General features: G+C 72.0%; 23 protein-coding genes. 10 read left to right on the forward strand and 13 right to left on the reverse strand.

The window, feature by feature from the left end; translation table 11 throughout:
* Positions 1–392 precede the first annotated feature (392 nt).
* The 3 genes from EV385_RS00065 to EV385_RS00075 all read right to left on the reverse strand — a co-directional run bounded on the left by EV385_RS00065 (position 393) and on the right by EV385_RS00075 (position 3692).
* On the reverse strand, positions 393–1403 hold the full coding sequence (locus tag EV385_RS00065) for an NADP-dependent oxidoreductase (RefSeq protein ID WP_130507569.1): 1011 nt from the start codon (positions 1401–1403) through the stop codon (positions 393–395).
* A gap of 91 nt (positions 1404–1494) precedes the next feature.
* A complete protein-coding gene (htpG, locus tag EV385_RS00070) occupies positions 1495–3327 on the reverse strand; it encodes a molecular chaperone HtpG (protein ID WP_130507570.1) in 1833 nt (610 codons plus the stop codon).
* Between the two features lie 146 nt (positions 3328–3473).
* Positions 3474–3692 (reverse strand): hypothetical protein, encoded by a 219-nt coding sequence (locus tag EV385_RS00075; RefSeq protein WP_130507571.1) that lies wholly within the window; start codon positions 3690–3692, stop codon positions 3474–3476.
* Positions 3693–4029: 337 nt separating this feature from the next.
* Between EV385_RS00075 and EV385_RS00080 the strand changes: the two genes are divergently transcribed.
* Positions 4030–4914 (forward strand): ABC transporter substrate-binding protein, encoded by an 885-nt coding sequence (locus EV385_RS00080; RefSeq protein WP_130507572.1) that lies wholly within the window; start codon positions 4030–4032, stop codon positions 4912–4914.
* 190 nt (positions 4915–5104) lie between these two features.
* Here EV385_RS00080 and EV385_RS35575 read toward each other — a convergent pair whose 3' ends face one another.
* Positions 5105–5917 (reverse strand): CDP-alcohol phosphatidyltransferase family protein, encoded by an 813-nt coding sequence (locus EV385_RS35575; protein WP_130507573.1) that lies wholly within the window; start codon positions 5915–5917, stop codon positions 5105–5107.
* Positions 5918–6174: 257 nt separating this feature from the next.
* Here EV385_RS35575 and EV385_RS00090 point away from each other — a divergent pair, with 257 nt between their 5' ends.
* The 5 genes from EV385_RS00090 to EV385_RS00110 are packed head-to-tail and all read left to right on the forward strand — an operon-like array spanning position 6175 to position 10539.
* Complete coding sequence (locus EV385_RS00090; RefSeq protein ID WP_130507574.1) at positions 6175–7158, forward strand: zinc-dependent alcohol dehydrogenase; 984 nt, start codon at positions 6175–6177, stop codon at positions 7156–7158.
* A 5-nt stretch (positions 7159–7163) separates the two neighbouring features.
* Positions 7164–7562: a 6-pyruvoyl trahydropterin synthase family protein gene (locus EV385_RS00095; protein ID WP_130512962.1), complete on the forward strand. Its 399-nt coding sequence runs from the start codon at positions 7164–7166 to the stop codon at positions 7560–7562.
* Complete coding sequence (locus tag EV385_RS00100; RefSeq protein ID WP_130507575.1) at positions 7559–8632, forward strand: glycosyltransferase family 4 protein; 1074 nt, start codon at positions 7559–7561, stop codon at positions 8630–8632. The genes EV385_RS00095 and EV385_RS00100 overlap by 4 nt, the downstream gene beginning before the upstream one ends.
* Positions 8629–9420 (forward strand): class I SAM-dependent methyltransferase, encoded by a 792-nt coding sequence (locus EV385_RS00105; protein ID WP_130507576.1) that lies wholly within the window; start codon positions 8629–8631, stop codon positions 9418–9420. The genes EV385_RS00100 and EV385_RS00105 overlap by 4 nt, the downstream gene beginning before the upstream one ends.
* A 54-nt stretch (positions 9421–9474) precedes the next feature.
* Positions 9475–10539, forward strand: coding sequence for a lysylphosphatidylglycerol synthase transmembrane domain-containing protein (locus tag EV385_RS00110; RefSeq protein WP_130507577.1), 1065 nt, complete (start codon positions 9475–9477; stop codon positions 10537–10539).
* A gap of 4 nt (positions 10540–10543) precedes the next feature.
* Here EV385_RS00110 and EV385_RS00115 read toward each other — a convergent pair whose 3' ends face one another.
* The gene (locus EV385_RS00115; RefSeq protein ID WP_130507578.1) at positions 10544–11236 is read right to left on the reverse strand and encodes a RibD family protein; all 693 of its coding nucleotides are present in this window, start codon (positions 11234–11236) and stop codon (positions 10544–10546) included.
* 170 nt (positions 11237–11406) lie between these two features.
* Here EV385_RS00115 and EV385_RS00120 point away from each other — a divergent pair, with 170 nt between their 5' ends.
* Together EV385_RS00120 and recQ are read left to right on the forward strand one after the other, a co-directional pair.
* On the forward strand, positions 11407–12102 hold the full coding sequence (locus EV385_RS00120; protein WP_130507579.1) for a GTP cyclohydrolase II: 696 nt from the start codon (positions 11407–11409) through the stop codon (positions 12100–12102).
* Positions 12103–12232: 130 nt separating this feature from the next.
* The gene (gene recQ, locus EV385_RS00125) at positions 12233–14095 is read left to right on the forward strand and encodes a DNA helicase RecQ (RefSeq protein ID WP_130507580.1); all 1863 of its coding nucleotides are present in this window, start codon (positions 12233–12235) and stop codon (positions 14093–14095) included.
* Positions 14096–14285: 190 nt separating this feature from the next.
* Here the strand turns inward: recQ and EV385_RS00130 are convergent, their stop codons facing one another.
* From EV385_RS00130 to EV385_RS00150, 5 genes are all read right to left on the reverse strand, one after another.
* Complete coding sequence (locus EV385_RS00130) at positions 14286–14696, reverse strand: VOC family protein (RefSeq protein WP_130507581.1); 411 nt, start codon at positions 14694–14696, stop codon at positions 14286–14288.
* A gap of 116 nt (positions 14697–14812) precedes the next feature.
* Complete coding sequence (locus tag EV385_RS00135; RefSeq protein WP_242624609.1) at positions 14813–15196, reverse strand: spore germination protein GerW family protein; 384 nt, start codon at positions 15194–15196, stop codon at positions 14813–14815.
* 164 nt (positions 15197–15360) lie between these two features.
* Positions 15361–16206, reverse strand: a complete 846-nt coding sequence (locus EV385_RS00140; RefSeq protein ID WP_130507582.1) for a sugar ABC transporter permease — start codon at positions 16204–16206, stop codon at positions 15361–15363.
* Positions 16203–17819 carry an ABC transporter permease subunit gene (locus tag EV385_RS00145; RefSeq protein ID WP_130507583.1) on the reverse strand — a complete coding sequence of 539 codons (1617 nt, stop codon included), beginning with the start codon at positions 17817–17819 and terminating at the stop codon, positions 16203–16205. Before EV385_RS00145 ends, EV385_RS00140 begins: the two co-directional genes overlap by 4 nt.
* Positions 17820–19076 carry a sugar ABC transporter substrate-binding protein gene (locus tag EV385_RS00150; protein WP_130507584.1) on the reverse strand — a complete coding sequence of 419 codons (1257 nt, stop codon included), beginning with the start codon at positions 19074–19076 and terminating at the stop codon, positions 17820–17822.
* 240 nt (positions 19077–19316) lie between these two features.
* Between EV385_RS00150 and EV385_RS00155 the strand changes: the two genes are divergently transcribed.
* Complete coding sequence (locus EV385_RS00155; protein ID WP_130507585.1) at positions 19317–20369, forward strand: LacI family DNA-binding transcriptional regulator; 1053 nt, start codon at positions 19317–19319, stop codon at positions 20367–20369.
* Between the two features lie 323 nt (positions 20370–20692).
* Positions 20693–22456: a carbohydrate-binding module family 20 domain-containing protein gene (locus EV385_RS00160; RefSeq protein ID WP_130507586.1), complete on the forward strand. Its 1764-nt coding sequence runs from the start codon at positions 20693–20695 to the stop codon at positions 22454–22456.
* 133 nt (positions 22457–22589) lie between these two features.
* Here the strand turns inward: EV385_RS00160 and EV385_RS00165 are convergent, their stop codons facing one another.
* Genes EV385_RS00165 through EV385_RS00175 form a run of 3 tightly spaced genes read right to left on the reverse strand, consistent with a single transcriptional unit; the run spans position 22590 to position 25439 of the window.
* Positions 22590–23309 carry a hypothetical protein gene (locus tag EV385_RS00165; protein ID WP_130507587.1) on the reverse strand — a complete coding sequence of 240 codons (720 nt, stop codon included), beginning with the start codon at positions 23307–23309 and terminating at the stop codon, positions 22590–22592.
* 54 nt (positions 23310–23363) lie between these two features.
* Positions 23364–24368: an LLM class flavin-dependent oxidoreductase gene (locus EV385_RS00170; RefSeq protein ID WP_130507588.1), complete on the reverse strand. Its 1005-nt coding sequence runs from the start codon at positions 24366–24368 to the stop codon at positions 23364–23366.
* A gap of 60 nt (positions 24369–24428) precedes the next feature.
* Positions 24429–25439, reverse strand: a complete 1011-nt coding sequence (locus EV385_RS00175) for a 3-oxoacyl-ACP synthase III family protein (protein ID WP_130507589.1) — start codon at positions 25437–25439, stop codon at positions 24429–24431.
* Between the last annotated feature and the right edge of the window lie 284 nt (positions 25440–25723).

The raw sequence follows: 25723 nt of genomic DNA on the forward strand, positions 1-25723 counted from the left end.
CACGCTACGCACGCCATCAACAAGGGCAACGTCGAAGACTTCGGGTCCACCCCGCGCCGAAACTCTTCAAGATCCGGCTGGCGGCCCCCTGGCTCCGATGTCCACGCCAGGCACGACCCCAAGAAGGCAATGTCGAAGACTTCAGGTCCGGACCGCACCGAAACTCACCAACATCCAGCCAGCACCCCCGCGTCCCACGCCACCCACGCCACCGACAAAGGCAATGTCGAAGACTTCGGGCCCGGTCCGCACCGAAGCTCACCAAGATCCAGCCAGCACGCCCACGCCACCCACGCCATCAACCAAGGCAATGTCGAAGACTTCGGGTCCGGTCCGCACCGGGACTCTTCAAGATCTGGGTGGGGCTTCGTGCGGCTTCGGCGCGTGTGCCGTTAGGAGGCGATGCGGATGAGGTGTTTGCCGACGCCGTCGCCGCGCAGCATCGCGAGAAACGCCTCCGGTGCCTGCGCCAGTCCCTCGTGCACGGTCTCCCGGTTGCGCAGGCCTCCCTCGGCCAGCAGCGGGGCGATCTCGGCGAGGAACCGGCCCTGCAGCTTCGCGTGGTCGCGGACCAGCATGCCGCGCATCGTGAGCCGCTTGCTGATCAGCATCGGCAGGTTGCGCGGCGCCGGGGTCGGCTCGGTCGCGTTGTAGACGCTGATCATGCCGCAGATCGTGATCCGGCCGTGCACGTGCATGGCGCCGATCGCGGCCTCCAGGTGCTCGCCGCCCACGTTGTCGAAGTAGACGTCGATGCCGTCCGGCGCGGCGGCGCCCAGCAGGTCACGCACCGGCCCGTCGTGGTAGTCGAACGCGGCGTCGAAGCCCAGCTCATCGGTGAGGTACGCCACCTTGGCGGCGGAACCGGCGCTGCCGACGACCCGGCCCGCGCCCTTGAGCTTGGCGAGCTGGCCCACGACCTGCCCGACCGCCCCGGCCGCGCTGGAGACGAACACGACGTCACCGGGCTTGAACTCGGCGGTCTCGAACAGCCCCGCGTACGCGGTCAGCCCGGGCATGCCGAGCACGCCGAGGTACGCCCCGAGCGGCGCCACCGACGGGTCGACCGGGTTGACGTGCTTCGCGTCCAGCAGCGCGTAGTCGCGCCAGCCGAGCCCGTGCAGCACGGTCGTGCCGGGCTTGATCCGCTCGTCGCCGGACGCGACGACCTCACCGACCGCCCCGCCTTCCAGGGGCTTGCCCACCTCGTACGGCGCCACGTACGACTCGCGGTCGTCCATCCGGCCCCGCATGTACGGGTCGACGCTCATCAGCAGGTTGCGGACCAGCACCTGGCCGGGGCCGGGATCGGGGACCTTGGTCTCGGCGAACTCGAACGTCTCTCGCGTGGGCCAGCCGTGCGGCCGGGCCGCCAGCCGGACCTCTGTGGAACGGGTGGACAACGTGCCTCCAGGGATCGAGGGGTACGCCGCCAACCCTACTCACGGGTAGCCGTGACGGCCGCCGTCGCGACGGCCGTCACGGCGACGGTCGTCACACCGTACGGGCCAGCCGGTCCGCCAGCAGTTTGGCGAAGCGGGCCGGGTCGGCCAGGTCGCCGCCCTCGGCCAGCAGGGCCGTGCCGTACAGCAGTTCGGCGGTCTCCTTCAGGGCCGGGTCGTCGGCGCGGTCGGCCAGCGCGGAGCCCAGGCCGGTGACCAGGGGGTGCTCCGGGTTCAGCTCCAGGATCCGCTTGACCGGGGGCACCTGCTGCCCCATGGCCCGGTACATCTTCTCCAATGTGGGGGTCATGTCGTCGGCGTCGCTGACCAAACAGGCCGGTGAGGTGGTCAGCCGGTGCGTGAGGCGTACCTGCTTGACGTGCTCGCCGAGCGCCTCGGTGAGGTACGTCAGCAGCGGCGTCAGCTCCTGCTCCTTCTCCGGCTCGGCCGGGGTGTCGGTGGGCAGGTCGACGGCGCCACGGGCGATCGACTGCAGCTTCGTGCCGTCGTATTCGGTGATCTGGTCCACCCAGATCTCGTCGACCGGGTCGGTGAGCAGCAGCACCTCGTACCCCTGGGCCTGGAAGGCTTCCATGTGCGGCGAGTTCTCCACCTGCGCCCGGCTCTCGCCGGTCATGAAGTAGATGGCGTCCTGGCCCTCCTTCATCCGGCCCACGTAGTCGGCGAGGGTGGTCGGCTCGGCGCCCACGGTGGTGGCGAACGAGGCGATGTCGAGGATGGCGCGCTGGTTGTCGTCGCCGGCCAGCAGGCCCTCCTTGACCGCCCGGCCGAACTCGCGCCAGAACGTCGCGTACTTCTCCGCGTCGTTGGTCATCAGGTCCTTGACCGTGGACAGGACCTTCTTGACCAGGCGGCGGCGGATCATCTGGATGTGCCGGTCCTGCTGCAGGATCTCGCGGGAGATGTTCAGCGACAGGTCGGCCGCGTCCACCACGCCCTTGACGAAGCGCAAGTAGTCCGGCATCAGCTCGGTGCTGTCGTCGGCGATGAACACGCGCTTAACGTAGAGCTGCAGGCCGCGCCGGCCGTCGCGCTGGAACAGGTCGAACGGCGCGCGGGACGGGATGAACAGCAGGGCCTCGTACTCGAAGGTGCCCTCGGCCTTCATCTGGATGATCTCGAGCGGATCGTTCCAGTCGTGGCTGACGTGGCGGTAGAACTCCTTGTACTCCTCGTCGGAGACCTCGGAGCGCGGCCGCGCCCACAGCGCCTTCATCGAGTTGAGGACGCTGTCGCCCATCCTGATCGGGAAGGCGATGAAGTCGCTGTACTGCTTGACGATCTGGCGGATCTTCCACTCGTCGGTGTAGTCGTACAGCGCGTCCTGCTCGTCGGCGGGGCGCAGGTGCAGCGTCACCGTCGTGCCGACCTCCGCGCCGACGACGGTGTCGATCGTGTACGTGCCTGTGCCGTCGGACTCCCACTTCGTGGCGTCGTGCGTGCCGGCCTTGCGGGTGACCAGCGACACCCGGTCGGCGACCATGAACGTCGAGTAGAAGCCCACGCCGAACTGGCCGATCAGCTCCCGCGAGTCGGCGCCGCTCTCCTTGAGCTTGCGCAGCAGCTCCGCCGTACCCGATTTGGCGATCGTGCCGATGAGCTGGACGACCTCCTCGCGGGTCATGCCGATGCCGTTGTCGCGCACCGTGAGGGTCCGCGCGTCCGCGTCGACGACCAGCTCGATGTGCAGATCCGAGGTGTCGGCCTCGAGGCCGTCGACGAGCGCGGCGTGGCGCAGCTTGTCGAGCGCGTCGGACGCGTTCGAGATGAGCTCGCGGAGAAATATGTCCTTGTTCGAGTAGATCGAGTGGACCATCAACTGCAGCAGCTGGCGGGCTTCGGCCTGGAACTCGAGCGTCTCCATGAGACCTTTCCTGTGCTCGACCGTCGTTGTCGCCGCCGATCGTATGACCCCGCGCTGACCGAACGACGCCGCGCCCCACAGGCACCGCCGGCCATTCTCCGCGCGGCCCAGGTCCCGGCCCGCGCCAACCGGCCGCGCGGGTGGCGTCAGCGCGGTGTGCGCGGCGGGCAGCCGGGGCCCGCGGCCCGGCCGTCGCGGATCCGGTACGCCGAGATGTCGCCGGTGAGGTACGGCTCGATGTCCGCCAGCCGCTGCGGCACCCGGTCGCGCTCCGCGTAGTACGCCACGATGGCCTGGTCGACGGCCCGGCAGGTGGCCCGCTGCGCGACCGCTTCGGCGGACCGGGTCAACCCCTGGACATCCACCGCAGCGTAAGAAGCACCCCCGACACCAACCGTGATCACCGCCGCCATGGCCAGCTCGCTCAGCCTCACAGAAACTCCGCTCGTCACGGTGCAGCCGGGCGGCGGCACGCGAACGATCATCAGGCTAGGCATCATGACGCTGAGTGTTCAATGGTCCGGTCGGGCAAACGATCATTACTCTGTGTCATCTAGGTAGCGGCTGGGCCCGGCCACCGTTTCGCGGTCCGGACAATCGCGTTGAGGCGTTCGACTTCATCGCCCGCACCCTGGCCCGCTGACGGCGACCCACCCGCCACCGCCACCGCGCCGGGAGTAAGGGTGGGGCAGACTGCCGGACATGCGCCTGGTGTCCCTGCTGCCGTCCGCCACCGAGATCGTCTACGCGCTCGGGCTCGACGAAAACCTGGTCGGCGTGACCTTCGAGTGCGACGAGCCGCCCCGGGCCCGCGCCGACAAGGCCGTCGTGGTCGGGGGCCGGGACACCCGCGGGATGGACCCGGCCGAGATCGACACGTACGTGAAGAGCCAGCTCGCCGCGGGCGGTGACCTGTACACGTTGCACGCCGACGCCCTCGCCGGCCTGGATCCGGACGTGATCCTGACGCAGGACCTGTGCCGGGTGTGCGCGCTGCCGTCCGGGCAGGTCTCCGACGCGCTGACGCATCTCGGCTGCCGGGCGGACGTCGTATCCCTCGACCCCTACACGCTGGAGGAGGTGCTGGGCACGATCGCCGAGGTCGGCGCCCGCACCGGCGTGCCCGAACGCGCGGCGGCGCTGATCACGGCGCTGCGCGCCCGGCTGGCGACCGTCGCGGCGGCCGTGGCGGGGCGCCCCCGGCCCCGGGTGGCGGTCGTCGAGTGGGTGGATCCACCGTTCACCGCCGGGCACTGGGTCCCGGACCTGGTCACGGCCGCCGGCGGGGAGCCGGTCGCCGCCCGCCCCGGCGCGAAGTCCGTCGAGACCACCTGGGCGGAGCTGGCCGCCGCCGCGCCGGACGTCGTGCTCGTCACGCCGTGCGGGTTCCATCTCGACGGGGCGGCCGGCCAGGCGCGGCACGTCGTTGCGCACTTCCCGGGCGCTCAGGTGTGGGCGGTCGACGGCGACGCGCTGGTGGTGCGGCCCGGCCCGCGACTGGTCGACGGCGTGGAGGCGATCGCGGCGGCGCTGCACCCCGGCACCGTCCCCACCCCACCCCCGTCCGCGATCACCCGCATCGCCTGACCCCCGGCCACCGAATCGCGTCGTCTGACCGCGCGCTGTCAGACCTTGGAGACTTGTGGTCCCGGTGGGACTTGAAGGCCCCAACTTTCCAAACCGAGAGCGGCCGCGCGCCTGTCACGCATCCCCGCACGGAAGGGGACAGGTGTGCTGAGTTGCCGCCGCGCGCTGCGGGCAGCGGCGACGAGGTGGGTCAGGCGCTGACGGAGGCGGGGATGGGGGCGGGCTGGCGACGCCGAACCGGGACGGCCAGCGGGGTGGTGTGGGTTGTGGCGGCGACGGTCGCGCGGTGGGCCCGCTCGGCGCGCCACAGCCATGCCGAGTCACGGACGAACGACCAGGTCAACGACACGAGGGCGGCGGCGACCACGACCAGGTTCACCGAGGCGGGCAGGATGCCCGCCGTCGCCACGACCAGCGCCACGCCCTGGGCGGCCGCCACGACCTTGCGGGAGAATCGCGGGGGCAGCGCGCGGTTCATCCACGGCAGCGCCCAGGAGGCGGCCACGAACACGTACCGGTACGCCCCCATCGCGACCGTCCACCAGCCCAGCGGCCCCGCCACGTACACGCTCAGGACCAGGATGAGGAACGCGTCGACCTCCATGTCGAACCGCGCGCCCAGCGCGGTCGTCGAGCCGGTACGCCGCGCCACCTGGCCGTCGACACCGTCCAGCGCCAGCGCCACCCCGACCAGGGCGACCAGCACCGCGGTCGGCGCGGGACGCTCGAACGAGTACGCGACCAGGGCCGTCACCCCGCCGACCAGCAGCGCCCGGCTCAACGTGACGAGGTTCGCCGCGCCCAGCCGGCGCAGCCCGGTCCGGCGCGCGCCGACCACCAGCGCCCCGGTCAGGACCGCCCCGTACGCGAGGCCCGCCAGCCAGCCCACGGCGCCGATGCCGACCGTGGCCGACAACGCCGCCAGCAGGGCGAACAGGACGACCAGCCCAGCGGCGGCACCTCGAGACGGTGCGTCCGGGGCCGTTGCTCTTCCGATCGTCACGGTTCCTCCGATGTCTGGCGCGGCCTCCTGCCGCCGTCCTGAGAGAACACGCTCGCATCCGGCGAACGGTTCAGCGGGCGGGCGAGAAATCCGGTTCCCCCGTTCCCCTGCGCGAGTGAGCCGGATGCCCGCCCCGGCCGCCGTGAGCCGGTTCACCCGCCGCCATGATCGCTGGCGGCTATGGTGGCCCCCGGACAGCGCCGCCCGGCCCGTCCCATCCACCACGATCGGGCCGTACCCCGAGCGAAGGAGACGCCGTGAGCACCGCCCGCGCGTTCTGGCTGGCCGCCCCCGGCGTCGGTGAGCTGCGCAACGAGGCCGTGCCCGAGCCCGGTCCGGGCGAGGTACTGGTCCGCACGCTGTACTCCGGGGTGAGTCGCGGCACGGAGACGCTGGTGTTCCGGGGCGGGGTCCCGGACAGCCAGCACGCCGCGATGCGCGCCCCCTACCAGCTGGGCGACTTCCCCGCGCCGGTCAAGTACGGCTACCTCAACGTCGGGGTGGTCGAGCAGGGCCCCGCCGAGCTGACCGGCCGTACCGTCTTCTGCCTGTACCCGCACCAGACCCGCTACGTCGTGCCCGCCGACGCCGTCACCGTGGTGCCGGCGGGGGTGCCGGCGGCCCGGGCCGTGCTGGCGGGCACCGTGGAGACCGCGGTCAACGCGCTGTGGGACGCGGCCCCGCTGGTCGGCGACCGGATCGCCGTGATCGGCGGCGGCATGGTCGGCTGCGCGGTGGCGGCGGTGCTGGCCCGGTTCCCGGGCGCCCGGGTCGAACTCGTCGACGCCAACCCGGCCCGGGCGGAGATCGCCGACGCGCTCGGTGTGGGCTTCGCGCTGCCCGCCGAGGCGGCCGGCGACTGCGACCTCGTAGTGCACGCCAGCGCCACGTCGGCGGGGCTGACCCGGGCCCTGGAACTGCTCGCGTTCGAGGGCACGGTGGTGGAACTGAGCTGGTTCGGCGACCGGCCGGTGAGCGTGCCGCTCGGCGAGCAGTTCCATTCGCGGCGGCTCACCGTACGCAGCAGTCAGGTCGGCGCGGTCGCCCCGGCCCGGCGCGCCCGGCGCAGCTACGCCGACCGGCTGGCGCTGGCGCTGGGCCTGCTGCGCGAACCGGCCTTCGACGCGCTGCTCACCGGCCGGTGCCGGTTCACCGAGCTGCCCGAGGTCATGCCCCGGCTGGCCCGCGGCGACATCGACACCCTGTGCCACCTCGTGACCTACGACGATTCCGGAGAGTGAACCCTGTGTTCAGCGTCACCGTCCGCGACCACATCATGGTCGCCCACAGCTTCACCGGCGAGGTGTTCGGGCCCGCGCAGCGGCTGCACGGCGCCACGTTCGTGGTGGACGCCACCTTCCGCCGCGCCGAGCTGGACGCCGACAACATCGTCGTGGACATCGGCCGCGCCCTCGAGCAGCTGCACGCCATCTGCGGCGCGCTCAGCTACCGCAACCTCGACGACGAGCCCGACTTCGCCGGCGTCAACACCTCGACCGAGTTCCTCGCCAAGGTGATCGCGGACCGGCTGGCCGACCAGGCTCGCGCGGGCGGGCTCGGCGCGGGCGCCCGCGACCTGACCGGCATCGCGGTCACGCTGCACGAGTCGCACATCGCGTGGGCGAGCTACGAGCGGACCCTGTGAGCCGCCCACGCCGGGCCGCCCTGTACGTCGCGCTGCCCGGCGACATCGACGACCCCGCCGCACCGAGCGGCGGCAACCACTACGACCGCCGGGTCTGCGACGGGCTCGCCGCCGACTTCGACGTCCGTGAGCTGGCGTTCCCGGGCGCCTGGCCGCGCCCCGGCCCGGCCGCGGAACGGGCCCTCGCCGACGCGCTGGACGAGCTTCCCGACGGTGCCGACGTCCTGCTGGACGGGCTGCTGGCCGGGGTGCCGGACGTGCTGGTGCCGGCCGCGCGGCGGCTGCGGCTGATCGTGCTGGTGCACCTGCCGCTCGGCGACGAGACCGGGCTGGCGCCCGCGGACGCGGCCATCCTGACCGAACGCGAGCGGCGTACGGTGCAGGCCGCGTCGGCGGTCGTGGCCACCAGCAGGGCGGCCGCGCGCCGGGTGGCCACGGTGCACGGCCTGGACCCGGCGCACGTCCAGGTCGCCGCTCCGGGCGTCGAACCCGCGCCCGCGGCGTCGGCTTCCTCGGCGGGGACGCGGCTGCTGTGCGTTGCCGCCGTGACCCCGCGCAAGGGTCACGACGTGCTGGTGGAGGCGCTGGCCCGGGTCGCCGACCTGGCCTGGGAGTGCCGCTGCGTCGGGGACATGGACCGGCAGCCCGAGTTCGCGGCGCAGGTCCGCGCCCGGGCCGCCGACCTGGGGCCCGGGCGATTCCAGCTGCTCGGCACCCGCAACGGGTCCGCGCTGGCCGCCGCCTACGCCGCGACGGACCTGCTGATCCTGCCGTCGCGTGCCGAGACCTACGGGATGGTGGTGACCGAGGCGCTGGCCCGCGGCGTCCCGGTGCTGGCCTCCCACCTGGACGGCGTGGCCGAGGCGATCGGCTGCGCCGAGGCGCTCAACGGGGCGCCCGGGCTGCTGGTGCCGCCCGGGGATCCGGCCGCGTTGGCCGCGGCACTGCGGGACTGGCTCACCGACGCCGAGCTGCGCGAGCGGTTGCGGGCGGCGGCGGCCGCGCGCCGGGCGGCGTTGCCCGGCTGGGATGTGACGGTCCGGGAACTGACGAAGGTGGTTTGCGCATGAGCGGCGAGTTCAGTACGGCATGGCTGACGCTGCGGGAACCGGCCGACGCCGACGCCCGCGCCGAGGACCTGCTCACGCCGCTGCGCGCGGCCCTCGCCGGCCGGGCCAAGCCGGTCGTGCGGGACCTCGGCTGCGGCGCCGGGTCGCTGGCCCGCTGGCTCGGCCCGCGACTCGACGGCCCGCAGCACTGGGTACTGGAGGACCGCGACCCCGACCTGCTGGCGTACGCGGCGGCCCATCCGCCCGCCGGGGCCAGCGTCGAGACCCGGGTGGGCGACGTCACCCGGCTCACCGCGGCCGACCTGGACGGCACCGACCTGGTCACCTGTTCCGCCCTGCTCGACCTGCTCACCGAGGCGGAGGTGGCGGAGCTGGCGCGGGTGTGCGCCGAGGCCCGGTGCACCGCCCTGTTCACGCTGTCGGTGCTCGGCGAGGTGACGCTGGAACCCGCCGACCCGCGCGACGCCGCGGTCGTCGACGCCTTCAACGCCCACCAGCGACGCACGGTCGGCGGGCGGCGCCTGCTGGGCCCGGACGCGCCCGCGGTCGCCGCGGACGCCTTCGCGGCCCTCGGCGCCGAGGTGACCGTACGGCCGAGCCCGTGGCGGCTGGGGCCGCAGCAGGCGACGCTGACCGAGCAGTGGCTGCGGGGCTGGGTGTCCGCAGCCGCCGAACAGCGGCCTGAGCTGGAGTTCGACGCGTACCTGGAGGCGCGGCTGGACGCCGTGCGGGCCGGAACTTTGCGCGCCACGGTCGGCCATGCGGACCTTCTCGCGATCTTCAACTGAACCTCGCGCGCGGACTCGGCGTACTAGTGCCTGGAGGACGACGAAGGGGGCAACGTGGCGAGAACGGTCTGGGCATGGGCGCGGGTGCTCGGTGGTGCGGGCATCATCGCGCTGCTGCTGTGGCGGCTCGGCACGAGCGCGTTCCTGGACGGCCTGCGGGTGATCGACGGACCCACCCTGCTGGTCGCGTTCCTCATCGGCGTGGCGACCACGGTGTTCAGCGCGTGGCGGTGGTGCCTGGTGGCCCGGGGGCTGGGGCTGCGGCTGTCGCTGCGCGCCGCGGTCGCGGACTACTACAAGGCGCTGTTCCTCAACGCGGCGCTGCCGGGCGGGGTGCTCGGTGACGTCGACCGGGCGGTCCGGCACGGCCGGGACGCGGGCGACGTGGGCCGGGGCGTCCGGGCCGTGGTGCTGGAGCGTACGGCGGGACAGATCGTGCTCGTCGGCGTCGGCGTCACGGTGCTGCTGACCGTACCGTCTCCGGTGTTGACGCAGCTCAAAGCGCACAGCACCGCGGTCGCGGTGACCACCGCAACCGTGCTGGGCACCGCCGCCGTGGTGCTGGCGGCCTGCGCCCGGGTGCGCCGCGGCACCTCGCGGTGGGCCCGTGCGGCCCGCACCGGCCTGGGTGAGGTCCGCGACGGCCTGCTGGCGCGGCGCAACCTGCCCGGCGTGCTGCTGGCCTCGGTCGTGGTGCTGGCCGGGCACCTGGCGACGTTCGTGGTGGCGGCCCGCGCTGCCGGGTCGTCGGCGCCGCTGCTGCGGCTCGCCCCGCTGATGCTGCTGGCCCTGCTGGCGATGACCCTGCCGGTGAACATCGGTGGCTGGGGTCCCCGCGAGGGCGTGACCGCGTGGGCGTTCGGCGCCGCCGGGCTCAGCGCCACCCAGGGCCTCACCATCGCCGTGGTGTACGGGCTGTTCGCGTTCGTGGCCAGCCTGCCGGGCGCGGCGGTGCTGCTGTCCCGGGCGGTGCGGCGCGCCCGGTCGGCCGCGCCGGCCCTGCCGGACGCCGCTGCGGCCGTCCCCATCTCCGTCCCCGTGCCCGCACCGGCGGCGGTGCGGGTCGTGCCCGAACCGGTCGCGGTGCCGGTCCGGCTGCTGGCGCACTCCGGTGCGTGACGCCTCAGGTCGCCGGGAAGCGGTCGGACAGCGCGTAGCGCAGCAGCACCACGTCGCCGATCTGCCGCACCTCGGCCAGGGTGGCGCGGCGCTGCGGTCCCCACGGGAACGCCGCGTCGTAGACGAAGCGTGGCGCCCGCGAGTCACCGACGAAGAACGGCGCGACCACCAGCTGCAGCTCGTCGGCCAGGCCCGCGGACAGGAACTGGGTGTGCATGGTGCCGCCGCCCTCGACCATCAGCTTGCGCACCCCGCGGGCGTGCAGGTCGGCGGTCACCCGGCGCAGGTCCACCGGTTCGCCGCCGTCGATCACGGTGGCGACGTGTCCGAGCAGCTTGTGCGCCTCCTCCACCGCGGGGCTGGCGCAGTAGACCAGCTTGTCCACGTCGCCGGCGGTGAAGAACTGGGCGGCCGCGTCCAGCCCGCAACTGCTGGTGACGGTGACCTTCACCGGAGTCGGTTCGTGACCGTCCGCGACGCGCTCGCGGCGACGCCGCGCGGAGCGCACGAGCAGTCGCGGATTGTCCTGGCGGATCGTCCCGGCACCCACCAGGATGGCGTCGCAGCCGGCCCGGACCTCGTCGACGCGGTCGAAGTCCGCGTCGTTGGACAGCAGCAGACGCTCGTCGGTGGCGTCGTCGACGTAGCCGTCGATGGACATGCCGCAGCTCAACAGAACGTAAGGACGCTCAACCACCGATGACGCCTCCAGTAGAGCGACGATCGTCACCCCGGTCGAATAGATGCGTCCAAGATAATCCGGTCTCGGGGTACCGGTACACAGACCACGTGTCGGAGCATGGTGATCTTGATCCTGGGGCACCGTGCGGCACGACGGATTCGCGGGTTCACGTACGAGGAGGGCCGATGTCAGAAGCAGCGCTGCGCAGGGTGGTGGAGCGCTCGGTCGTGGTGGCGGAGCCCCCGCCGGCCACGGTACGGCGGCAGGTGACCGTTCCGCTGCGGTTCGCGGACGGATACTCCACCACCGCCCGGGTCCTGACCTTCGACGGCCTGGTCGACGGCCGCGAGCACCTGGCCCTGGGTCTCGGCGAGTGGCAGCGCGCGCTGCGTCGCGGGGCGGCCGGGGGCCCGGCGCCGCTGGTGCGTCCGCACAGCGAGTGCCTCACCGGCGACGTGTTCGGCAGCCAGCGCTGCGACTGCGGGCCGCAGCTGCGCGAGGCGGTGGAGCGCATCGCCGACACCGGCGGCCTGCTGCTCTACCTGCGGCAGGAGGGCCGCGGCATCGGCCTGTACGCCAAGCTCGACGCGTACGCCCTGCAGGAGGCGGGGATGGACACGTACGAGGCGAACGTGGCGCTGGGCCGGGGCGAGGACGAGCGGGACTACTCCGCGGCCGCCCAGATGCTGCTGGCCCTGGGCGCCGACCGGGTACGGCTGCTGAGCAACAACCCGGACAAGGCGGAACAACTGGAGGAGCGCGGCGTCGCCGTCTCGGAGCGGATCCCCACCGGAGTGCACGTCTCCCCCGCCAACGTGCGGTACCTGTCCACGAAGGTGTCGCACACCGCGCACACGCTGAAGCTGCCGAGCGCGGACTGATCCCGGGCGCCGCGACGGGTGGCACCGGCGCGGCGCCCCGCAGCGGTCGTCGTGCGCAGGGTCGCCCGTCCGGGGCGGGCGTCGTCCACAGGGTCGGCCGGACACTCGTCCGGGTCTCTAGGATCGCATGATGACGTCAGCACCGGTCGGCACGGACGCCGCCATGGACGTGCTCCGCAAGGTCTTCGGCTACCCGGCGTTCCGGGGGCGGCAGCGCGAGATCATCGACCATGTCGTCGCCGGTGGCGACGCGCTCGTGCTCATGCCGACCGGCGGCGGAAAGTCGCTGTGCTACCAGATCCCCGCCCTGGTCCGCGACGGCGTCGGCGTGGTGGTCTCCCCGCTCATCGCACTGATGCAGGACCAGGTCGACGCGCTGCGCACCCTCGGCGTGCGGGCGGGCTTCCTGAACTCGACCCAGGACCTCTCGCAGCGCCGCCTGGTCGAGCGGCAGTTCGTGGCGGGCGAGCTGGACCTGCTGTACGTGGCCCCCGAGGGTCTGGGGGTGCCCGCCACCCAGCGGCTGCTGGAGTCGGGCCGGATCGCGCTGTTCGCCATCGACGAGGCGCACTGCGTCTCCCAGTGGGGTCACGACTTCCGCCCCGACTATCTGGGCCTGTCGATGCTGCACGAACGCTGGCCCGACGTGCCGCGCATCGCGCTGACCGCGACCGCGACCACCGCAACCCGGGCCGAGATCGCCAGCCGGCTGCAGCTGACCGAGGCGCGGCACTTCACGGCCAGCTTCGACCGGCCCAACATCCAGTACCGCATCGTCGCCAAGAACGAGCCCCGGCGCCAACTGCTGGAGCTGCTGCGCACCGAGCACTCCGGCGACGCGGGGATCGTGTACTGCCTGTCGCGCGCCTCGGTCGAGAAGACGGCCGAGTTCCTCACCGCGAACGGGATCACCGCGCTGCCGTACCACGCGGGCCTCGACGCGGGCACCCGCGCCGCGCACCAGGCCCGGTTCCTGCGCGAGGACGGCCTGGTGATGGTGGCCACGATCGCGTTCGGGATGGGCATCGACAAGCCCGACGTCCGGTTCGTCGCCCACCTGGATCTGCCCAAGTCCGTGGAGGGCTACTACCAGGAGACCGGCCGCGCGGGGCGCGACGGCCAGCCCTCCACCGCCTGGCTGGCGTACGGGCTGCAGGACGTGGTGCAGCAGCGCCGGCTCATCGAGACCTCCGACGGCGACCTCGCGTTCCGCCGCAACGCCGCCGCGCACCTGGACGCCATGCTGGCGCTGTGCGAGACGGTCTCCTGCCGCCGTGGCCAGGTGCTGGGGTATTTCGGCGAGTCGGCGCCCGAGTCCTGCGGCAACTGCGACACCTGCCTCGCGCCGCCCGAGTCCTGGGACGGCACGGTCGCGGCGCAGAAGCTGCTCTCCACGGTGCTGCGGCTGCAGCGCGAGCGGGGCCAGAAGTTCGGCGCCGGGCAGTCCATCGACATCCTGCTGGGCCGCACCACCGCGAAGGTCACCCAGTTCCGCCACGAGGAGCTGTCGGTCTTCGGCATCGGCACGGAGCTGCGCGAGCAGGAGTGGCGGGGCGTCGTCCGGCAGTTGCTGGCCCGAGGGCTGCTGGCGGTCGAGGGTGACTACGGCACGCTGGCGCTCACCGACGGCAGCGCCGACGTGCTGCGCGGCACGCACCCGGTGCGGCTGCGCCGCGAGGCGGAGCGGGTCCGTGCGCCCCGGCAGGCACGCGCCCGCGAGACAGCGGCGGCGCAGTTGCCGGAGGGCGCCGAGCCGGTCTTCGAGCGGCTGCGGGCCTGGCGGGCCGGGGTAGCCAAGGAGCAGGGCATGCCCGCGTACGTGATCTTCCACGACGCCACGCTGCGCGCGATCGCCGCGCTGCACCCCACCTCGCTGGAACAACTCGGTACGGTCAGCGGCGTGGGCGAGAACAAGCTGGCCCGGTTCGGCCAGCAGGTCCTCGACGTGCTCGCCGACACGCGAGCCGCCGCGGACGGGCCCGCGCAGACATGAGCGGCGCCGCACACGGGCCCGCGCGGACATTGAGCGCCGCCCCGCACGGGCCCGCGCGGACATTGAGCGCCGCCCCGCACGGGCCCGCGCGGACATTGAGCGCCGCCCCGCACGTGCTCGCGACGACGTGAGGTCAGCCGAGGCTGGCCCCGCGGGCGGGTGAACCGACCGCGGGGACGGACCCGACGCGTCAGCCCGCAGGCTGGCCGATGTTGACCATCCAGGCGACGCCGAACCGGTCGGTGCACTGGCCGAACTCGTCGCCCCACATCTGCTTCTCCAGCGGCACCGTCACGGTGCCGCCCTCCGACAGCCGCTCCCAGTGGCGCCGCAGGCCCTGGTCATCACCGCTGAGGCTGATGGTGACCGTGTTGCCGGGGTTGAAATCCATCCCGGGTGCCGTGTCGGAGGCCATGAGCGTGTAGCCGTCGTCTGTTTCCAGCATGGCGTGCATGACCTTGTCGGCGGTCGCGGGATCGGGCGAGCCGAACTCGCCGAACGTGTTGACCGCCAGATTTCCGCCGAAGACGTCGTGGTAGAACTCCATCGCCTCGCGGGCGTTGCCCGCGAACGTCAGATAGGGGTTGAGCCGAGAGGACATCGGGCTCTCCTTCAGTCGTGGACGTCGTTGCACCCGCAGGCTAGACCCACCCCCTGACATCGAATGAGCGCCGAGCGTCCGGTCACCCGGAGGGGATCAGCGCGGGCCCGCGGCGTTCAGCGCCGCCGCGCGGCGCGGGCCTTGACCACCGCGCGGGCGACGAGCAGCGCGGTCACGGCGACCAGCTGCCCGCCGAGAATGATCTTGTTGACGTCGACGGCGGGGCGCCACGAAACGCCGCGGTCACGGATCACGAAGACCCCCAGCGGCTTGGCCGAGATACTGAAACCGCCGCCCGCCCCGCCGTTCTCCTTGCCGTCCTCGGCGGGCGCGGTGCCCCCGCCACCGCCGCCACCGCCGCCGACCCGGGCGACGGGCAGCACGATGGTGCCGTCGGCGGTGGTGATGGGCTCGCCGAACACGCGTCCGGCCGAGGCTTGATCCACGACCTCGCGCAGGGTCGCCAGCACGCCCGCGTCCCGGGTCATCGTCTGGGTCATGACGCTGCTCCTTCTCCTCGGCGTCTCGGTGCGGGGCGCCGACCCCCGGCGCTCCCCCTGCCGCCCAGCGTCGAGTCCCCCGGAGCCCGGGGCCAGAGGCGAGCGGGACCCCGCACCGGGCCGTTCGGCCCTGCCCGGACACGAACGGTCCGGCCGGGGACGCCTCAGCCCTTCACGGCGCCCGAGGTCAGGCCGCCCACGATGAAGCGCTGCAGGAACTGGAACACCACCACGGTCGGCACGGCGGTCAGCAGGGTGCCCGCGCAGAACATCCCGAAGTTGTTGTTCCGCTCCCCCGCCACCAGGCCGAACATCCCGACCGCGAGGGTCTTGGCGTGGGTGTCGGTGAGGAACACGTTCGCGATGAGGAACTCGTTGATGGTGCCGATGAACGCCAGCAGCCCGGTCACCGCGAGGATCGGCGCGACCAGCGGCAGCAGGATCTGGAAGAACGCCTGCGCGTGCGAGGCACCATCCATGGTGGCCGACTCGTCCAGCTCCCGTGGCACGGTGTCGAAGAAGCCCTTCATCAGCCAGGTGTTCACGCCGAGCGCCCCACCGAGGTAGAGCAGGATCAGGCCCCACGGGCTGTTGAAGCCGATCACGGGCCACAGGTCCGTGATCGTGGAGAACATCAGGAAGATCGCCACGATCGCCAGGAACTGCGGGAACATCTGGATCAGCAGCAGGGCCAGCAGCCCGACCCGGCGGCCGTGGAAGCGCATCCGGCTGAACGCGTACGCGGCCAGCGCCGACAGGAACACCGACACGGCGGCCGCCACTCCGGCGATGAGCACCGAGTTGGCGAACCAGCGCGGGAACTCGGTGTCGGTGAACAGCTTGCCGAAGTTGTCCAGCGAGGCGCCCTGCGGCACCAGTTCGGTGGACGACAGGGTGCCCAGCGGGTTGAGCGCCGCGGACAGCACGAACAGGATCGGGAACAGCGAGAACGCCACCGCCAGCACGCCGACCAGGTGCCGCCACCCGACCCGGGTGAACCACCGGCTCATGAGTACACCTCCTCTTGCTTTCGGGTACGGCGGAAGCTGATCGTCGACAGCACCGCGACGATGATGAAGATGAACACCGACACGGCCGCGGCGAAGCCGTACTGCGCACCGGACCCGCCGAACGCCAGCCGGTACGTGTACGTGATGAGCAGGTCCGTCGCCCCGTTCATGGGGTTGTCCACCGGGAACGGCGCCCCGTCGGTGGTCAGGTACACCGCGTTGAAGTTGTTGAAGTTGAACGCGAACGACGAGATCAGCAGCGGGGTCAGCGCGACCAGCAGCAGCGGCAGCGTGACCCGCCGGAACGCCGCGAACGGTGTCGCACCGTCGATGCTGGACGCCTCGGTCAGCTCGCGCGGGATGGCCTGCAACGCCCCGGTCGCCACCAGGAACATGTACGGGTAGCCGAGCCACAGTTGCACGAGGATCACCGCGATCCGGGCGGAGGCCACCCCGCCGAACCAGTCCACGTCCAGCCCGAACAGGTTGTTGATCAGGCCGAAGTCGGTGTTGAACATGTCGCGCCAGACCAGCAGCATCGCGAACGAGGGCATGGCGTACGGCAGGACCAGCAGGATCCGGTACCACGAGCGGCCGCTTACCCGGGGCGAGTGCAGCGCCAGCGCGCAGAGCAGCCCGAGCACGAACGTGCCGCCGGTGGAGAGCAGCGCGAATGCCAGGTTCCACACCAGGGTGCGCAGGAACGGCCCGGAGATGTCCGAGTCGGTGAGCAGCCGGGTGAAGTTGTCGAACCCGACGCCGACCTTCCAGCCCTGGGCGAGCCGCTCACCGTCGCTGGCGACGAACGCACCGACCGTCTCGTCGGCGGCCCAGGTCTTGCCGCTCTTGTTGTCCCGGATGCAGTCGCAGGCGGTCTCGTACGCGCGCCCGGCCCGTCCCTCGTAGGCACGGGACAGCCCCTGGGAGCGGATCGCGCCCCCGGCGGTGGGCACGGCGAACGCGGTGATCTCCTTGCTGCGGACGCTGGCCTGTGCGCCGTTGAGGAGGGTGTAGCCGCTGGCCGCGGTGACCCGCCCGGCGGTGTTGACGGTCACCCGCGAGCCGGGCAGGGGGCGGAGTCCCTTGGCGTCGCCCGCCGACACCACCTTGGTCTTCAGGTCGGTGACCAGGAACGTCAACGGGCCGGTGGCCGGGTCACCCGTGGTCGCGACCGTGAGCGCGTACTGGGTGGAGCCGGGGACTTGGGTGACCGACGCGGTCTGGATGGCGACGATCGCGTCCTGCTTGTCGCCGCGGTGCCCGTCGCTGAAGTTCGTGAACGCGGTGCTGACCGTGTACAGGACGGGGAACAGCTGGAACACGATGAGGAACAGCGTGCCGGGCACCAGGTACTTGGCGGGGATGTGCCGGCGCGTGCCGTACAGGTAACACAGCCCGGCGGTGGTGGCGGCGAGCACGGTCAGGCCGAGCCAGTGGCCGTTCTCGATCAGCGGGAACGCCGCGAAGATCGCGATGCCGATGGTGAGGCCGAGCATGACGGCCTTGACCAGCAGGCCGGTGGCGCTGGTGGAGCGCTCGGAGTGGCGCGGCCCCGGCGGCGGTGACGGGTGGGGAGCCCGCCCGCGAGCGGGCCCCCGTACCTGTGTCGACATCTACTTGATCTGCCCGGAGATGGTCTTCGCCGCCGCGGTGACGGCGGTCTTCGGGTCGGCGCCGCCGACGACGGCGGACTCGGCCTTGCCGAACGGGTCCCAGATGGTCGCCATCTCGGGGATGGCGGGCAGCGGCACCGCGTTCGCGCCGGCGTCGATGAACTTCTCCAGATCCGGGTCGGAGCCCTTCACCTGGTCGAGCGCGGCGGTCAGCGCGGGCGGGCGCGGTTCGGCCTGGTACAGGGCGACGGCCAGTTCTCCGGTGGTCACGTAGTTGGTGACGAACTCCTGCGCGAGCGCCTTGTTCTTGCCCTTGGCCGCGACGTAGAAGGTCTGTACGCCGAGGAACGGCTGGGCGGGCTTGGCACCGGCGAATCCGGGCACGGCCGAGACGTCGTAGTGGACGTTGGCCTTCTTGGCGTCGGTGATCGCCCACGGCCCGGAGACCAGGTACGCGCACTTGCGGGCGGTGAAGGTGGCGATCGAGTTCTCGGTGGTGATGGAGCGCTTGAGCGCGCCGTCGCCCTTCTCACCCAGCTTCGAGATCTTCGTGAAGGCCGCGATCGACTCCGGCTTGCCGACGCCGAGGTCCTTCGGGTCGTAGTCGCCCGAGGCGGTGGTGCCGAACAGGTAGCCTCCGGCGGAGGTGTACAGCGGGTACAGGTGGTACGCGTCGCCGTTCTGGCCGACCTGCAGGCAGAGGATCTCGGCGACCTTCTTCTGGCTCTTGAGCTTCTTGCCGGTCGCGACGAGGTCCTCGATGGTCTTCGGGGCGTCCGGCGCCAGGTCGGTGTTGCGGATCAGGGCCAGGTTCTCGGTGGCGTAGGGCACGCCGTACACCTGGCCGTTGAAGGTCACGGCCTTGAGGGCGTTCTGGGCGAGGCCGCTCTTCTGCTCGGCGGTGAGCTGCACGGGGTCGATGGCGCCGTTCTGTACGAGGTTGCCGATCCAGTCGTGCGCGCCGACCGTGACGTCGGGGCCGCTGCCCTGCTGGGAGGCGGTGACGAAGGCGGTCTGCTGGTCCTTGGAGATGGCCTGGACCTGCACGGTGACGCCGTTCTCCTGGCCGAATTTGTTGGCGAACGGCTTGAGGGCGGCGGCGCGTTTGTCGTCGGCCCAGATCACCAGTTTGCCGCCCGCCGCGGCGGGGCCCGCGGATTGCGACGTGCCGGGCTTGTCGCTGCCGCCCGTGCCGCAGCCGGCGGCCGCGAGCGCGAGGGTGAGGGTGGCGACGACACCCGCGGTACGGATGCGCATCGGTTGCTCCTGATCTGTACGAGGGGACCACGGCACCCCGCGAGGCGGCGGGGGCCGGAGGGTATGGCCATGCAAAAGGGGGGCTCGCCCGGCGCCGGGAACCTGGGTCACAGGGGGGCGGGCGGCGGTCCACGCAGGACGTTGCGCTGTGAGGGTGCGCAGACGTTAGCAAGCGATTTCAGGGATTGGAAGGGCTTTCAGAACTGCGGAAAGAGTTTGCTGAAGCGTTACAGTGTCGCCATGCGCGCACGATTGTCCGACATCGCCCGCCAAGCCCAAGTCAGCGAGGCGACGGTGTCCCGCGTCCTCAACGACCGGCCCGGCGTCTCGGCCGAGACCCGGCAGGCGGTCCTGACGGCCCTCGACGTGCTCGGGTACGAGCGCCCGGAGCGGCTGCGCAAGCGCAGCGCCGGGCTGGTCGGTCTCGTGGTACCCGAACTGGACAACCCGATCTTTCCCGCCTTCGCCCAGGTGATCGAGTCGTCGCTGGCCCAGACCGGCTACACGCCCGTGCTGTGCACCCAGACGCCCGGCGGTGTCACGGAAGACGAATATGTCGAGATGCTGCTCGACCGTCAGGTCTCCGGCATCATCTTCGTCGCCGGCCTGCACGCCGACACCTCCGCCGACCACGAGCGATACGCCCGCCTGCTGGCGCGCCCGCTGCCGATCGTCTTCATCAACGGGTACGCCGAGGGCCTCGACGCGCCGTTCGTCTCGGCCGACGACCGGATGGCCGGCGAGGCGGCCGTCGCGCACCTGGTGGCGCTCGGCCACCAGCGGATCGGCTTCATCTCCGGCCCCGACCGGTTCCTGGCGGTGCAGCGCAAGCTCGCGGGCTACCGGGCCGCCATGACCCGCGAACTGGGCGCCACCGACCGCGAGCTGGACGAGCTGATCGCGCTGACCCTGTTCGGGGTCGAGGGCGGCGAGGTGGCCGCCAGCCGCCTGCTGGAGCGCGGGGTGACCGGCCTGGTCTGCGGCTCCGACCTGATGGCGCTGGGCGCGATCCGCGCGGCCCGCCGCCACGACCTGCACGTGCCCCGCGACGTCTCGGTGGTGGGTTACGACGACTCGCCGTTGATCGCGTTCACCGACCCGCCGCTGACCACGATGCGGCAGCCGGTCGCCGCCATGGGCAATGCCGCCGTGCGGGCCCTCGTCGACGAGATCAACGGGCACGCCACCCCGCGATCCGAGTACGTCTTCACCCCGGAACTGGTGGTGCGCGGCTCCACGGCGGTCTCGCCCGGGCGGCGCACCCCGACCGCGGCGTCCTTCTCGGCCGCCTGAGCTGCGGACCGCGCGCGGCGGTCATCGATGTGAACGGCGTTTCCGGCAAGCCGGGAACGCCGTTTCAGATTGGTCGTTGAAAGTTCTTGCGGCACGAGACACGACCGGGCAAGCCGCCGAGCAGGGGTTCTGCCTCCCCGGCACCATCGGGTAACGATCTTTTCTGTAACACAGACCGGGACTGAACTGGGCAAATCGTACCAGGCAATCGAGTGCGGTCTCTTTACCGCTTGGTAACACGATGGTAATTTGCCTCACACTTGCGCAAGAAGTTGCATCGGGCTTCCCACCAGCCCACCGCTCCCGTGCCCTGGAGGCTTCCCATGCGTACCCGAAAGGTCGTCGCCGGCGCCGCGACCGCTGTCCTCGCGGCGGCGCTGGCCGCCGTCGGCGCCGTCCGACAGGGTGACCAGGCCGAGGCGTCGTCCGCCTCGCCCGGCGCCCGCGACGTCATCGTGCATCTGTTCCAGTGGCCGTGGGCCGATGTCGCCAGCGAGTGCACGAACGTGCTCGGCCCCAAGGGCTTCGGCGCCGTGCAGGTCTCGCCGCCGCAGGAGCACGTCGTGCTGCCCGGCAAGGGTCACCCCTGGTGGCAGGACTACCAGCCGGTCAGCTACCAGATCACCAGCCGGCGCGGCGACCGGGACGCGTTCAAGAGGATGATCGACACCTGCCACGACGCGCACGTGAAGATCTACGTCGACGCCGTGGTCAACCACATGGCCGGCGGCGAATCGACCGGCCCGGGCAGCGCGGGCTCCAGCTACACCCAGTACGACTACCCGGCCGTGCCCTACACCGACTCCGACTTCCACCACTGCGGCCGCAACGGCAACGACAACATCAAGAACTACAAGGACAAGTGGGAGGTGCACAACTGCGAGCTCGACGACCTGTCCGACCTCAAGACCGAGTCCGGCACCGTGCGGGGCAAGCTGACCGCGTACCTCAACGACCTGGTGTCGCTCGGCGTGGACGGATTCCGGGTCGACGCCGCCAAGCACCTCCCCGCCAGCGACCTGGCCGCGATCATCGATCCGGTCAACGGCGACCCGTACGTCTACTCCGAGACCATCGAGGGTGACCCGGGCGGGCCCACGCCCGAGGAGTACGCCGGGATCGGTGACGTCACCGAGTTCCGCTACGGCGAGGTGGTCGGCTCCGCGTTCCGCGACGGCAACCTGGCCAACCTCAACAACCTCGCCGGCTCCATGCGGGTGGGCACCGAGGACGCGATCGCGTTCGTCGACAACCACGACACCCAGCGCAACGGCGGCGCCAAGCTCACCTACAAGAACGGCTCGTCGTACGCGCTGGCCGAGGCGTTCATGCTCGCCTGGCCGTACGGGGTGCCGCAGGTGATGTCCAGCTTCACCTTCAGCAACAAGGAGGCCGGGCCGCCCGCCACCGACAGCGGCACCACCACGGCCGTCAACTGCGGCGACGGCTGGGTGTGCGAGCACCGCTGGCGCACCACGCAGAACATGGTCGGGCTGCGCAACGCGGCCGCGGGCGCCGGGGCCACCGGCTGGTGGTCGAACGGCTCGAACCAGATCGCGTTCAGCCGGGGCAGCGCCGCGTTCGTCGCCTTCAACCGGGCCGGGTCGGCGCTGACCCGCACGTTCCAGACGAACCTTCCCGCGGGCACGTACTGCGACGTGATGAGCGGCGACTTCGGCAACGGGGCCTGCGGCGGGACCACGTACCAGGTGAACAGCTCGGGGCAGGTCTCCGCGACGGTGCCCGCCAACGGGGCGCTGGCGCTGCACATCGGCGCCCGTACCGGTGGTGCGGCGTTCTGTTCCACCGGGTTCGAGGTGAACGCCACGACGTCCTGGGGTCAGAACGTGTTCGTGGTCGGCGACACGGCGGCGCTGGGCAACTGGGACCCGGACCGGGCGGTGCCGCTGTCCTCGGCGACGTACCCGGTGTGGCGCGGCACCGCCCACCTGCCGACCGGCACGGCGGTGCAGTACAAGTACATCAAGAAGGACGGCTCGCAGGTGATCTGGGAGAGCGACCCGAACCGGAGCCGCACCACCGGATCGTCGCCGTGCACGGCGACGTGGAGCGACAGCTGGCGATGACCTGATCGACGAGGGGGGCCGGGTGCGTGCGACGCATCCGGTCCCTCTTCGTGTCCGGTGCCGGCGGTCGCACAAAATAAGGCGCCGCTGCGAATTCCACGGGGGAAGAACTCGCAACGGCGTTGGGGAAAGGTTAGCCGCTGGCGGGCTGCCCGTCCACCCGGGAGATGACCGAACCCACGAGCTTCTGCCAGTCCGAGGTGAACTGTGGGCTCTGGCTGCTGTTGTTCAGCCGGTAGATGGCGTACGCGTCGAACAGCAGCACGTTGCGCTTGACCAGCACGGCGACCGCGGTGTCGGCGGTGCTCGGGTGCTTCGGCTCGTACTGCTTGTGGCGCAGCACCACGAATCCGGACCATTCCCCCCGGGTCAGGGGGGTGGTGCTGACCGTCTCCGTGTACGCCGGTTCCTGCGCCTCGCCGGTGTCGCGGGCCGCCATGTCGATGGTGGGCGGGCACGCCTCGGCAACCACCTTCAGCGCGAACTGTGCCGCCTGCGCGGCCGCGGCGTCGGGGTAGACCAGGGCGGTCTGGGTCAGCGCCTGCGCCCCGGCGGTCCCCTCGTCCACCAGCGGGGCGGTGACCACCTCCTGGGGGCTGCCCGGCAGCGGCGGGGCGGGGTTGTCGGCGCCGCAGAGGCTGACCAGTTGCGGCGGCGCCGCAGAGGCGTCGGGTGCCTTCCAGGTGGGGCCGACGTCCTTGCCCTGCAGCAGGGCGGCACGCATGGTCGCGGCGCTGATGACGCCACCCTTGGGTGCCGGGTTGTCGTCGCCGCCGGAGCTGCATCCGGCGGCGAGCGCGGCGGCGCAGAGGGTGGCGGCGGCGCCCCGGAAGGCCTGTCGGGTCACGAGCATCCGGCCATCTTTGCAGACCCGGAAATGCGGTGACCGGACGATCGCGCTGCGTGACTAGATGGCCTCGGCCAGCAGCTCCAGGCACCGGCGGCGGGCGGCCGGCTCGTAGATCGTGGTGGCCAGCATGAGCTCGTCCGCGCCGGTCTCGGCGGCCACGTTCGCCAGCCGCCCGAGCACCGTGGCGGGAGAACCCAGTGCCTGCTGCGCGCGGTACTGCGCCAGCTGCTGCTCGACCTCGTCCGGCAGCTTCACCTCGGCGGCGACGTCCGGCGGCAGCAGCGGCTGGTCGGCCCGCCCCTCGAACAGTCCGGCCCGGACGACGTCCAGGGGCCGCCCCAGCAGGGCCGCCTCGTCGTCGGTATCCGCGCAGGTCGTCTCGACCGCGACCAGCACGTACGGCAGGTGCCGCCAGCGCGAGGCACGGAAGCTCGCGTGGTAGCGGTCCACCGCCTCGGCGGTGTTCTGCGGCCGGATGTGGTGGGCGAACGCCAGCGGCAGGCCCAGCTCACCGGCGAGCGCCGCACCCGCGGTGCTCGACGACAGCAGCCAGGGCTCGACCGTCGGCGACTGCTCGGGCAGCACCGGCGCCGGGCCCTCGCCGGTCAGGTAGCCGAGCAGCTCGACGATGCCGGCCCGGTAGCTGTCGTCGGTGGCCGGCGGGGCGCCGCGTTGCAGCGCCGCCACGATCGCCGGGTCGAACGTGCCGGGCCCCCGGCCGATGCCCAGGTCGATCCGGTCCGGGTGCAGCGCGTCCAGCGTGGCGAACTGCTCGGCGACCGCCCACGGCGCGTGGTTGGGCAGCAGCACTCCGCCGGAGCCGACCCGGATCCGGGTGGTCGTCGCGGCCGTGTGCGCGGCCAGCACCGCCGGGGCGGCGCTGCTGATCAGCGGGGCGCCGTGATGCTCGGCGAACCACGCGCGCCGCAGGCCGAGCCGGTCGGCGAGCTGCACCGTGGCGACCGTGATGGCCAGCGCCTCGCGCGCCGAGCGGCCCCGCTCGACCGGTGCGACCTCCAACATGGACAGCGGGGGCAGGCGCCGGGTGGCGGGCACACTCATGGGCGAAACTCTATCGACGCACGGCGACGCGGGCCGGGCCGGGTGTGGGTGGTCGGCCAGCTAGGCCGGGCGCGGGGTACGTGACCAGCGCAGCACGGCCGCCCCGACGGACATGCCGCCGCCGAAGCCGGCCAGCAGCACCACGTCGCCCTCGCGCAGGGCTCCCTCGCGGGCCGCGGCGTCCAGGGCGATGGGCACCGACGCGCTGCCGGTGTTGCCGTACCGGTCGAGGACGAGGTGGGTGCGCGCGTCCCGCAGGCCGCAGGCGCCGACGAGTTCGTCGAGCATGACGCCGTTGGCCTGGTGCGGCACGAAGTGGTGCACGTCCTCGGTGGTCAGCCCGGCGCGCTTGAGCAGGTCGGCGAGGATCGGCGGGACGCCGTCGGCGACGAAGTCGCGCACGCCGCGGCCGTCCATCCGGAACCAGTGGGCGCCACTGGCTACGGTCTCGTGCGAGGCGGGCATCCGGCTGCCGCCGGCCTCGACGCGGATCAGCCGGTGCGCGTCGCCGCGGCTGACCAGTTCCACATCGAGCAGGCCGTACGGCTCGGCGACCGCGCCGACCACCGCGGCGCCCGCGCCATCACCGAACAGGGCGGCGGTGCGGCGGTCGCTGAAGTCCAGGATTCGTGAATACACGTCGGCGGCCACGACCAGCACCACCGCGTCCGGGTTGGCGACCACGAGGCCGCGGGCGAGGGCGAGGCCGAAGACGAAGCCCGCGCACACCACGTTGATGTCGAGGCAGGCGGCGCGGGTGGCACCGATCGCGGCCTGGACGAGGTTGGAGGTGGGCGGCTGCGGCGAGTCGCCGGTCGAGGTGGCGACGATCAGGTAGTCGACACGGTCGGCGGGGATCCGGGCGTCGGCCAGGGCCGCCAGCGCGGCGCCGGTCGCCAGGTCGGAGGTCGCCTCGTGCGGGGCCGCGAACCGGCGTGCCTCGATCCGGGTCTTGCGCACCACCCAGGCGGGATCCGCGTCACGCGTGAACGTCGCCAACTCCTCGTTGGTGACCACGCGGTCGGGAAGGTAGGAGCCGGTACCAAGAATTCCGACGCTACCTTCGGTCATTTTTGCCCGCCTTTCGCAAATCCGACAAAATCGCCCCACCGACGCGGGCCGCCTATCGCAGCCTGGTCGCACCGGTTCGTTCTCGCTATACGCAAAAAGGGTCCGAGCAGACGCGAACGGGCGCGGACCAGGAGCCGAAGGCGTCGGTGGGCGAGCGAACGGGCCGCGCGCAAGGGTCCGTTGTGGCCAGGGCTGATGGCACGTACGGCCGATTCCCATGGTTGGCGGGCAATACCACCTGGTGAGAGCCAATCGAACATCATCGCTCTTTTCGTAGAGCGAAG

Source organism: Krasilnikovia cinnamomea (genome assembly GCF_004217545.1).
GTDB classification, from domain to species: Bacteria; Actinomycetota; Actinomycetes; order Mycobacteriales; family Micromonosporaceae; genus Actinoplanes; species Actinoplanes cinnamomeus.